Here is a 9,867-nt window from a genome sequence, read left to right as displayed (position 1 = left end):
TGGCCAGTCATGTTGCCCTTATGGGAGGAACACAGGATCTGATTGCAAACATTATGGAAACGAGCACCGTGGAAAGCGTGGTGGAATTGCTGGCAAAACATAATCTACTGTCCGTATATCACAAGCTGGCTGACCGGGCCAGCCAGCGGGCTATGGAATACGTCCAACATCGTTTAAAGGTGGGAACAGTTCTTCTGGCCCTGGACGGTAGAATCCTCGGATGGGATCGTCAAGCAGAGGAAATCGGGAGGGCACTTGGATGCCACGAATTATGGTAATTGGAGTGGGACCGGGCAGCGCGGATTATCTCACCCCTGCCGCTCAGAGAGCTCTGGCCGGCGCCCGCGTAGTGGTGGGTGGGAAGCGTCACCTGGCTTCTCTAGCCAGGGGAAAACAGAAAACTTTTATAATCAAAAACAATCTTGCTGCCATGGTCGATTTCATCCGGTCGCACAGAGAGGAAGGGGTAGCAGTTTTAGCTTCAGGAGATCCGGGTTTATACGGAATTTTAAATTACCTGCGCCAACACTTCACCCCGGAGGAACTTGAGGTCATTCCTGGAATCAGTTCGGTACAGGTAGCATTTGCCCGCCTGGCCATACCCTGGCATGATGCTCTGATCTTGAGTGCCCACGGAAGAGCTACCGACGACCTGGTCAACCTGATACGTCACCAGGGGAAAGTAGCCATCCTGACCAGCCCGGGAGCTCCACCCAACCACCTCGCCAAACTGCTCGTCGAGGCGGAAATCACTAATCGAAAGATCTTTTGTTGTTGCAACCTCGGTTATCCAGACGAGGAAATCCTGGAAACCACACCCTGTGAACTGGCACGCCAGGATTTTTCCGGTCAAAATAATTGCGTTATGGTGATTATTGATGAGAAAAACCTGGACATATGTTACTCCGGGAATACCCGATGACCTGTTTATCCGGGGAAATGTTCCCATGACCAAGGAAGAAATTCGCGCTGTCACCCTGGCCAAGGCCCGGCTGGCCCCGGGACAGGTAGTGTGGGACATTGGTAGTGGAACCGGCTCGATTGCAATCGAAGCAGCCCGGCTAATCGGTGATGGTATCGTTTATGCTGTAGAGCAAAAAACCGAAGCACTGGAACTTATCCGGAAAAACATAGATCACTTTAACCAAAAGAATATCCAGGTAGTGGAAGGACGCGCCCCTGAGGCACTGTTCCCACTACCGGCCCCCGACCGGGTATTTATCGGGGGTTCGGGCGGTAAACTGGGGGAGATAATCCAATTACTGGCCGAAAGGCTTAATTCTGGAGCAAGACTGATCATCAATGCACTGACTCTGGAAACACTGACACAGGCTCTCACTTTGCTTGGCCCCTCCTGGGGAAAAGAAGTTGTTCAGGTTGCTGTAACCCGCACAGTATGCCGGGGCCATTATCATCTGATGCAGGCTTTAAATCCTGTCTGGCTCATTACTGCCCAGAAGGAAGCCCAGAAGGAGGTGGAGAATGAGGGTGTCGGGTAAGTTTTACGGAATCGGAGTCGGTCCCGGGGATCCGGAATTACTCACCCTGAAGGCATACCGCGTATTACAGGAAGTGAATATAGTATGTGTACCCAAATCGGCTGCTGACCGGGAAAGCCTGGCTCTATCCATTATTAAGCAGGTTATCAAACGCCAGTTTATGACCCTGGAGCTATTCTTTCCCATGTCGCGGGATCACCAGATACTTGAACAACACTGGGCCAGCGCTGGTGAAAAGGTAGCCAAACTGGTACAAGAGGGGCATAAAGTTGCCTTTATCACCATCGGTGATCCTACTTTTTATAGCACTTATAGCTATGTACAGGCCTACCTGCAAAAAAATTATCCCGACCTGCCCGTGGAAACAATTCCGGGGATTACTGCCATGAGCGCTTGTGCAGCAGCATTGGAAGAACCACTGGCCACAGGGGAAGAAAGCCTAGCTGTAATACCAGCGGTCTACAACCTGGAACGCCTCGAAGAGATACTGGAGACCTTTGAAAATGTGGTACTCATGAAAGTAAACCGATACTTCAATCAGGTGCTGGAACTATTGCGTAAAAAGGGGTTATTAGAACGTGCCGCTCTGGTGAGCCGCTGTGGCTATCCCGATCAAATTGTAAATCGTAAGGTGAGCGATTTGGCCGGTCAAAGGATCGACTATATGTCGATCCTGGTCATCCACAAGGGAAACCGTTAACAAGGGGGGGGATATAGTGATTTACTTTATTGGTGCCGGACCGGGAGATCCCGAATTGATTACCGTGAAAGGTGCCAAGCTGTTACAGGAAGCTGATGTTGTTATTTATACAGGTTCTCTGGTTAATCCAAAAATATTGGAATATTGTCGCCCAGGAGTAGAGATATACAACAGCGCCATCATGACTCGTGATGAAGTGCTTGGTGTAATGCGACGAGCACACGAGGAGCATTTAACGGTAGCTCGCGTACATACCGGTGACCCTTCTCTGTATGGAGCTATCCAGGAACAAATGGATGCCCTGGCAGCACTCAACATACCATTTGAAGTTGTACCAGGAGTGAGCTCCTTTCTGGCTGCTGCAGCCGCTATCCCTCACGAACTGACTCTACCGGGAGTAACCCAAACTGTAATCCTTACCCGGCTGGAAGGACGCACCCCGGTACCCGAACAGGAGAAATTAAGAGAACTGGCCCGTCACAAAAGCACCATGTGTATCTTCCTTTCCGTACACCAGATGGAGCAGGTTGTTGAAGAATTGCTTGCTGGAGGCTATCCTTCCCAAACCCCCGTAGTAATAGTAGAAAAGGCTTCCTGGCCCGAAGAACGGCTGTTGTGGGGTACCCTGGCTGATATCGTTAATCAAGTCAAGGAGGCAGGCATAACCCGAACCGCCCTGGTGCTGGTGGGAGACGTTTTCAACTCTCCTTACCAATTGTCGCAGCTTTATGACCCTCAATTCAGCCATGGTTACCGGGGAAGCAAGATATGAATATTACCGTATTCGCTATCACCAGAAACGGTCTGGACCTGGCGGCAAAGGTAACCCGGTATTTACAGCAAGCGGGACACCAGGTTCGCATGTTAAGGCCTGCCCGTTTCCCGGGGGATGGAGAACCTTTAACCGAACCGTTATCCCGGGTGGTGGCCGAAGAATTTAAACGATGCCAGGGAATGGTTTTTATTATGGCCCTGGGTATTGTGATAAGACTGCTTGCCCCTCTGGTCAGGGATAAGCGCTCAGATCCGGCAGTAGTGGTTATGGATGAAAGGGGACAGTTCGTAATCAGTACATTGAGTGGTCATTTAGGAGGGGCCAATGAGCTGGCCCAACAGCTGGCCACATTTCTCCATGCGATACCGGTCATTACAACTGCCAGCGATGTCCAGGGCCTGCCCGCGGTAGATGTCCTGGCCCGTAAATATGCTCTGGCTATGACCCCATTCGCCGTGGTTAAACAGGTGAATGCTGCTCTGGTAAACGGAGAAATGGTCACTTTTTGCAGCGAACCGCCCCTCCCCCTGATCCAAACCAATGGCCTTCAAGTAATTCCCTGGGAAGATTTGCCCGCCACCCGGACGGATGGGTGGCTGGTCGTAATCACCAACCGTGTCCTGTCGTTGCCCCATGAGAAAACCCTTTTCCTGAGACCACGAAATCTTGTGGCTGGAATGGGTTGCCGCAGGGAAGTGGCTCCGGAAAAGACGAGACAAGCTCTATTCAGTGCCCTGGAGCTTGCCGGACGAAGTCCTGCCAGCTTGCGGGCACTGGCAACCATAGACTTGCGGGCCGAGGAGCGAGGTCTGCAACTGCTTGCCCAGGAGCTGAATCTACCCCTTTTCAGTTTTTCACGAGAACAAATTCGCTCTATTTTTATCCAAAAACCCTATCTTAAACATTCCACATTTGTCCAGGAAAAAATAGGAGTTGGTGGTGTATGCGAACCTGTTGCCCTGCTGGCAGCTGCTCCCCAGGCCAAACTAATTCTCCCCAAAACCAGCTGGGGAGGCGTAACAGTAGCCCTGGCCGAGGAAAGTTATGGGTGGTGGGAACAGGGCCGGGGAATATAGAACATTTAAGCGCAAGAGCATTGAGGGCCCTGAAGGAAGCTGGTGTTATTTGCGGTTATAAAACCTATCTCGAACTCATTTACCATGTAGTCGAAGGGAAAGAAATCATCAGTACAGGTATGACACGAGAAGTTGAACGCTGCTGCGCAGCCATTCAACGAGCCAGAGAGGGAGAGAAAGTAGCCCTGATATCCAGCGGAGACCCCGGAGTTTACGGCATGGCAGGTCTGGCTCTGGAGCTTTTACAAAGGGAAAACTTATTGGGCCAGGTCGAAGTGGAAATCATCCCCGGTATCACCTCTGCGACCGCTGCAGCAGCCCTCCTGGGTGCACCACTGATGCACGACTTTGTAGTGGTGAGCCTTAGCGACCTCCTTACTCCCTGGGAAGTCATTGAAAAAAGACTCACCCTGGCCGCTCAGGGGGACTTTGTGGTTGTTTTATACAACCCCGCCAGTCATAAAAGAAAAACCCAGATCAGCCGGGCCAGGGAGTTATTGCTCCAGCATAAAAAAGCCGGTACGCCAGTGGGGATTGTTTACAAAGCTTACCGGGATGGTCAAAATGTAATAATCACAGACCTGGAACATATGCTTAATCACCCTATCGATATGTTCAGTATTGTAATCATCGGCAACAACCAGACCCGGAGGATGGGTAACTTTCTGGTTACACCAAGGGGATATGAGTTATGATTCTGGTCTTGAGCGGTACCGCTGATGGGCGACTTATTGTGGAAGACCTGCTAGCCAACGGTTACGCCGTACTGGCCTCGGCAGCCACACCATACGGTGGAGAACTGCTGGCCAAACACGGTGCTGAAATCATTACCGGTCCTTTAACCCTGGACGACATGGTTGCCCTGATTAAAAAACGCCACATTGATCTTTTAGTAGATGCCACTCACCCATACGCTGAGCGGGTTTCGGAAATTGCCCGCCAGGCCTGTGCCAGAACCCAAATAACTTACCTTCGCTACCAGCGGGAAGAAAGCAACCTACCCCAACACCCGCTGATTCATTATGCTGCCAGCTACGAGGAAGCAGCTCAACGGGCGGTACATTTAGGAAAGGTAATTTTTCTCACCACAGGCAGTAAAACTCTGGAGATCTTTTTAACCACCGCCCACCTGCATGGATGCCGACTGGTGGTACGGGTACTTCCAGAACCTTCAGTAATTCAACGCTGCCGCCAGATGGGATTGAGCCCCGCTGATATTGTAGCCATGCAGGGCCCCTTTAGTCTGGAACTGAATCGTGCTCTCTTCAGACAATACCAAGCTGAAGTAATAGTAACCAAAAACAGCGGGGCTATAGGAGGTACGGATGCCAAAGTAGCAGCGGCACTGGAACTGGCTATGCCGGTAGTAGTGATCAACCGCCCCGGGGTAGAAGCCGGCGCAATAACCAGCCGTCAAGAACTGCTTGAAAGAATCTTACAGAAGAAAGGATGTTCATAAGTTATGAAAACGGGTGTTATTCTTTTAGCTCATGGAAGTCGACTCCCGGAAGCCCGCGAAACCCTGCACTTTTTAAAGGAACTGGTAACCCGGGAAAGCTCCTATGACCTCGTAGAGGGAGCTTCTTTGCAATTCAATCAGCCGGACTTACCTGCAGCACTGGCTAACATGGCAGCAAGGGGAATTAAAAAAGTGGTAGTCGTACCCCTCTTTCTGGCCGAAGGGGTGCACATGAAAAAAGATATCCCAGAAATTCTGGCCAGAGAGAAGACCCGTTATCCCGACATGGATATTGTTATGACCAGCCATATCGGTACTCACCGCAAACTGGCTGAAATAGTCATGGAAAGGATAAGGGAGGCAAGTAACGAACATGCAATCAATTACTAATCCCAGGGCTATTGAGGAGCAGAGCATGCGCATAATCGAAGAGCATTTGCCCCAGCTGGCTGAACTACCTGCAGGGGAAAGGGCCATTGTCAAGCGGGTGGTACACACCACGGGTGATCTTTCTTGCGCTGAACTTATGCGTTTTCACCCTCGAGCTGTGGAAAGTGGTTTAAGTGCTCTCAGAGCAGGCAAACCCATCCTCACTGATGTGAACATGGTTCGCAGCGGCTTGATTAAAGATCGTCTGTCAGCCCTGGGAGTGGTAGTTGAATGTTTGATTAACCATCCAGAGGTAGTTACCTGTGCCCGAGCCAGGGGAGTCACCCGGGCCATGGTGGCCATGGAGCTGGGTGCCCCCCAGATAGAAGGGGGGATTATTGCTATTGGAAACGCTCCCACAGCCCTTTTCGCTCTGTGCCGGTTGATCTCAACTGGACAGGCCAGACCTGCCCTTGTAGTAGGTACACCTGTAGGTTTCGTGGGTGCGGCCGAATCTAAAAAAGAATTAATGTCCCAGGATATTCCTTACATCACGATAACCGGTACCAGAGGAGGCAGCACCATTGCTACAGCAGTGGTCAATGCTCTTTTGCTGATGGCTTAGTTTTGGAAGCCTCTATTCTAACCCCATATCGAAATCTAAAGTTTAAAAGTGATGCCCGTGTATAATTCTCTTCCGACCCGTCTAAAATATTATGTGGTCGGAAAGGAGGACACAATGGGCAGTAAACTAACCAGGTATGCTGGCGTGATCACTTTTTTTATCGTTTTAACCTGGGTCGTGACAGGAAAACAAGTAGAAGCCAGCACATTTGGGGATAGTGGAAGCAACCTGAGCAATTACAGATATATGCTTTGCTATACCGTCAAGGCGGGAGATACACTGTATGACATAGCCAGAGCTTATAAAGTACCTCTAGCAAAACTGATGGATACCAATAACCTCAAGGATACCATCATCAGGCCTGGCGATGTATTGCTGGTCCCAGATCGGATAAATGATCACATTCCGTCAACACTTTCCCGCGGAGGTATTTCCAGGGAGGAGTTGATGCTGCTGGCCAGGCTGATCCACGCTGAAGCCCGGGGAGAAAGCTTCACTGGCCAGGTGGCAGTGGGAGCAGTAATCCTTAACCGTGTAGCCAGTCCGGGTTTTCCCAAAACCATACGCGAAGTAATTTTTCAAAAAGAGAAAAATGTCTTCCAGTTTTCACCTGTAGAGGACGGCTCCATCTACCTGGAACCGGACGAAACCGCCATCAACGCTGCTCTGGAAGCTCTCACCGGACGGGATCCAACCAATGGAGCATTATTCTTCTATAATCCACGCACTGCCACGGACCGTTGGATCCGAACCCTGCCGGTAGTCACCCGCATCGGTAACCATGTGTTTGCTACTAAAGTTTAAAAAGGAGCCGGTCGTTAGACCGGTTCCTTTACCCGGGCGATAAACAATTCCTTTATCAGTATGTTTACATACTTAACTACCAGTCCGGTCATCTCCTCGACCTGTATTTTCACCGCCTGCTGAATTTCCCGACCCACCCGGTTTAATACGAAACCATAGTATAAAACCGGTTGCACCTCAATAATTACCCCATCCTCATCTCTCTGTACGTTAACCCGTCCTGCACTTTTCACTCCGGGCACTTCTTCTGTAACCCGGGATATAATGGATACCAGAGCACTGGTGGTAATAGTTAGTTTACCATAACAGGTAAAGGTGGGACGCACTACAGACTGTTCCAACCAGCTTCGTTTGCCGTGTGAACCTTTACGGCCCGTAAAAATCCTTAAGGAATCTGCAATCATATCTGGAAATCTTTTCTTAACCTCTACCGTAGGAGCAGGAATAACATGTTTGCTATAACGGGTACGCATGGTCAGAGCCTGACGGATTTCCCGGGGTGAAGCTATTTCTTCAATGGAAATAATCCGAGAAACCTGAGGAAGACCTAACCTCTCAGCAATTTTTTCGACCATACCCACGGATGTCCCCAGAACTAAAACCCGGGAGGGTTTTTCCTTTTCTAACACTGCTCGTGCCTGCCGGACGTGCTCTTCATCCATAAACAGGGCGACCTTAATTGCTCCAATACGTGTTGATTGTCTTTTTGCGGATACCCCCCCAAGAATACGATTGCCTTTAATTAAAAGACCATCATCAATAATCAATTCTGCACCAAATTCATGAGCGGTCGCGATAGCCCGGAAACTCTTACCGGTTCCACTGGGACCTACAAGGGCAAAAACTTCCACGTTGTTCCCCCCAAACATACAGACGACACTTCTACGAATATAGATCATTTTCCTTTTTTTAATCAAACAGTGTGAGATGCACAGTCAAACGGGATACAATATCATATCAAATGGAATTATAGCATTTTTATATCCTTCTAAAGCCTGTTGGAGAGTGTATCTAATAATGAAAAAAATGCTTTTGCTGCTAATAATTCTACCCAACCTGGTAACTGGATGTACAAGCCTGTCTTTGCCGGGTGACTTACCCACTCCTTCGAAAATATTCGATGCCCGCGGTCGGTTAATTGCCACCCTTTCGCCTCAAAAGAGCATACCAGTATCCTTGAAAGAAATCTCCCCATACATGCAGCAGGCTATAGTAGCAATTGAAGACGCTCGTTTTTACAAGCACCATGGTATTGATTCTGTAGGCCTCATGCGCGCTCTATATCATAATATTAGAGCGAGGAAAATAGTGGAAGGAGGGAGCACCATCACCCAGCAACTGGCTAAAAACATGTTCCTGGAACCGGAACGAACCGCCAGGCGCAAAATAAAGGAATTATGTTTAACAATTCAGCTCGAAAAGCGGTATAGCAAGGAAGAAATACTGCAAATGTATTTGAACCAGATTTATTTTGGACAGGGAGCCTATGGCATTGAAATGGCGGCCCGGACGTATTTTGGCAAGTCAGCCCGGGAATTGGACCTTGGGGAGAGTGCCATGCTGGCTGGAATTGTACGAGCACCCAGCCTTTATAACCCGATTACAAACTTAAAGGGCGCCCGGGAAAGGCAGTTACTGGTTCTGCAACGCATGGTAGAATTGGGAATGATAACCCCTGAAGAAGCCAGAAAAGCGAGCAAAAAACCCCTTCACTTCCAAAACCGGCCGAGAGGACAAACCCGTGCAGCTTACTTTGTAGCTGAAATAATAAAATACCTGCAGGGGAAATATCCAGAACAACCAGATCTGGCCTATAAAGGAGGGCTTCATATCTATACCACACTGGATTTAGAGATGCAAGAGATAGCAGAAAAAATCTTCCAGGATTCTTTTGCACAACAGGATCCGGAACTTCAAGGAGCACTGGTGGCCTATGATCCGCGAAACGGCTATGTCAAAGCCATGATCGGAGGGAAAGACTTCAGACAGTCCCAGTTTAACCGTGCCCTGGCTAAAAGTCAACCGGGCTCGGCCTTCAAACCTTTCCTCTATGCCGCAGCTATCGACCGGGGTTACACAGCAGCCACCACCCTGGAGTGCAAACCGGTCAGTTACGAAATACCTGGTCAACCACCTTACCAGCCACGGGATTTTAATGGAAGCTATCACAACCGGCCCTTTACCCTTAAAGAAGCCCTTTATACATCGGATAATGTGGTAGCTGTTGAACTGAACAGCCGCCTTGGACCGCAAACCCTTGTCGAATACGCCCGGCGTATGGGGGTCGTGAGCCCTCTGAAACCTTACCTTTCTCTGGCCCTGGGCACCTCGGAAGTAAGCCCGCTGGAAATGGCCCGGGCCTATGGACCTCTTGCGAATGGAGGTGTTCTGGCCAAACCTATCTTTATCACCAAAATAGTGGATAAAAAGGGCACCGTGCTGGAAGAACATAACCTTGAACTGCAACAAGTACTTGATCCCAAAACAGCCTACATTGTTACCGACATTAGAGATTATTCTTCTACTTACGCTCTACAGTTGGAGTTAGTAGAAAAGCGGT

General features: G+C 49.6%; 12 protein-coding genes and 1 pseudogene. 12 read left to right on the top strand and 1 reads right to left on the bottom strand.

Going from position 1 to position 9,867, the window contains the following annotated elements; all coding sequences use genetic code 11:
• From ACPLUI_RS07000 to ACPLUI_RS06950, 11 genes and pseudogenes are all read left to right on the top strand, one after another.
• Positions 1 to 278: pseudogene (locus ACPLUI_RS07000) on the top strand (cobalt-precorrin-5B (C(1))-methyltransferase CbiD); the annotation flags it as partial.
• Positions 260 to 922 carry a precorrin-6y C5,15-methyltransferase (decarboxylating) subunit CbiE gene (gene cbiE / locus ACPLUI_RS06995; protein WP_424659551.1) on the top strand — a complete coding sequence of 221 codons (663 nt, stop codon included), beginning with the start codon at positions 260 to 262 and terminating at the stop codon, positions 920 to 922. The pseudogene ACPLUI_RS07000 and the gene cbiE, both read left to right, overlap by 19 nt.
• On the top strand, positions 879 to 1,499 hold the full coding sequence (cbiT, locus tag ACPLUI_RS06990) for a precorrin-6Y C5,15-methyltransferase (decarboxylating) subunit CbiT (RefSeq protein WP_424659550.1): 621 nt from the start codon (positions 879 to 881) through the stop codon (positions 1,497 to 1,499). Before cbiE ends, cbiT begins: the two co-directional genes overlap by 44 nt.
• A complete protein-coding gene (gene cobI, locus ACPLUI_RS06985) occupies positions 1,483 to 2,199 on the top strand; it encodes a precorrin-2 C(20)-methyltransferase (protein ID WP_424659549.1) in 717 nt (238 codons plus the stop codon). The genes cbiT and cobI overlap by 17 nt, the downstream gene beginning before the upstream one ends.
• A 16-nt stretch (positions 2,200 to 2,215) precedes the next feature.
• Positions 2,216 to 2,971, top strand: coding sequence for a precorrin-4 C(11)-methyltransferase (cobM, locus tag ACPLUI_RS06980; RefSeq protein WP_424659548.1), 756 nt, complete (start codon positions 2,216 to 2,218; stop codon positions 2,969 to 2,971).
• Positions 2,968 to 4,050: a cobalt-precorrin 5A hydrolase gene (locus ACPLUI_RS06975; protein ID WP_424659547.1), complete on the top strand. Its 1,083-nt coding sequence runs from the start codon at positions 2,968 to 2,970 to the stop codon at positions 4,048 to 4,050. Before cobM ends, ACPLUI_RS06975 begins: the two co-directional genes overlap by 4 nt.
• Positions 4,023 to 4,745: a precorrin-3B C(17)-methyltransferase gene (cobJ, locus tag ACPLUI_RS06970; protein ID WP_424659546.1), complete on the top strand. Its 723-nt coding sequence runs from the start codon at positions 4,023 to 4,025 to the stop codon at positions 4,743 to 4,745. The genes ACPLUI_RS06975 and cobJ overlap by 28 nt, the downstream gene beginning before the upstream one ends.
• Positions 4,742 to 5,509 carry a precorrin-6A reductase gene (gene cobK, locus ACPLUI_RS06965; protein ID WP_424659545.1) on the top strand — a complete coding sequence of 256 codons (768 nt, stop codon included), beginning with the start codon at positions 4,742 to 4,744 and terminating at the stop codon, positions 5,507 to 5,509. The genes cobJ and cobK overlap by 4 nt, the downstream gene beginning before the upstream one ends.
• Before the next feature lie 3 nt (positions 5,510 to 5,512).
• The gene (locus ACPLUI_RS06960) at positions 5,513 to 5,899 is read left to right on the top strand and encodes a sirohydrochlorin chelatase (protein WP_424659544.1); all 387 of its coding nucleotides are present in this window, start codon (positions 5,513 to 5,515) and stop codon (positions 5,897 to 5,899) included.
• Positions 5,883 to 6,503 carry a precorrin-8X methylmutase gene (locus ACPLUI_RS06955; RefSeq protein WP_424659543.1) on the top strand — a complete coding sequence of 207 codons (621 nt, stop codon included), beginning with the start codon at positions 5,883 to 5,885 and terminating at the stop codon, positions 6,501 to 6,503. Before ACPLUI_RS06960 ends, ACPLUI_RS06955 begins: the two co-directional genes overlap by 17 nt.
• Positions 6,504 to 6,617: 114 nt before the next feature.
• The gene (locus tag ACPLUI_RS06950) at positions 6,618 to 7,307 is read left to right on the top strand and encodes a cell wall hydrolase (RefSeq protein ID WP_424659542.1); all 690 of its coding nucleotides are present in this window, start codon (positions 6,618 to 6,620) and stop codon (positions 7,305 to 7,307) included.
• Positions 7,308 to 7,321: 14 nt separating this feature from the next.
• On the opposite strand, the gene ACPLUI_RS06945 is transcribed toward ACPLUI_RS06950, so the two are convergent.
• Positions 7,322 to 8,158 (bottom strand): Asp23/Gls24 family envelope stress response protein, encoded by an 837-nt coding sequence (locus tag ACPLUI_RS06945; RefSeq protein ID WP_424659541.1) that lies wholly within the window; start codon positions 8,156 to 8,158, stop codon positions 7,322 to 7,324.
• A 175-nt stretch (positions 8,159 to 8,333) separates the two neighbouring features.
• On the opposite strand from ACPLUI_RS06945, the gene ACPLUI_RS06940 reads away from it, so the two are divergent.
• Positions 8,334 to 9,867 (top strand): transglycosylase domain-containing protein (locus tag ACPLUI_RS06940; RefSeq protein WP_424659552.1); only part of this gene is annotated, 1,534 nt, incomplete at its 3' end.

The organism is Desulfofundulus sp., from assembly GCF_049701015.1.
GTDB lineage: Bacteria > Bacillota > Desulfotomaculia > Desulfotomaculales > Desulfovirgulaceae > Desulfofundulus.
Note: the sequence above shows the minus strand (reverse complement) of the source record. Positions and strands in the feature narration are given on the sequence as shown.

Bases quoted from the DNA above. Each gene is read 5' to 3' on its own strand.
- cbiE (WP_424659551.1), top strand. From the start codon at position 260: ATGCCACGAATTATGGTAATTGGAGTGGGACCGGGCAGCGCGGATTAT.
- cbiT (WP_424659550.1), top strand. From the start codon at position 879: ATGAGAAAAACCTGGACATATGTTACTCCGGGAATACCCGATGACCTG.
- cobI (WP_424659549.1), top strand. From the start codon at position 1,483: ATGAGGGTGTCGGGTAAGTTTTACGGAATCGGAGTCGGTCCCGGGGAT.
- ACPLUI_RS06975 (WP_424659547.1), top strand. From the start codon at position 2,968: ATGAATATTACCGTATTCGCTATCACCAGAAACGGTCTGGACCTGGCG.
- cobK (WP_424659545.1), top strand. From the start codon at position 4,742: ATGATTCTGGTCTTGAGCGGTACCGCTGATGGGCGACTTATTGTGGAA.
- ACPLUI_RS06960 (WP_424659544.1), top strand. From the start codon at position 5,513: ATGAAAACGGGTGTTATTCTTTTAGCTCATGGAAGTCGACTCCCGGAA.
- ACPLUI_RS06955 (WP_424659543.1), top strand. From the start codon at position 5,883: ATGCAATCAATTACTAATCCCAGGGCTATTGAGGAGCAGAGCATGCGC.
- ACPLUI_RS06950 (WP_424659542.1), top strand. From the start codon at position 6,618: ATGGGCAGTAAACTAACCAGGTATGCTGGCGTGATCACTTTTTTTATC.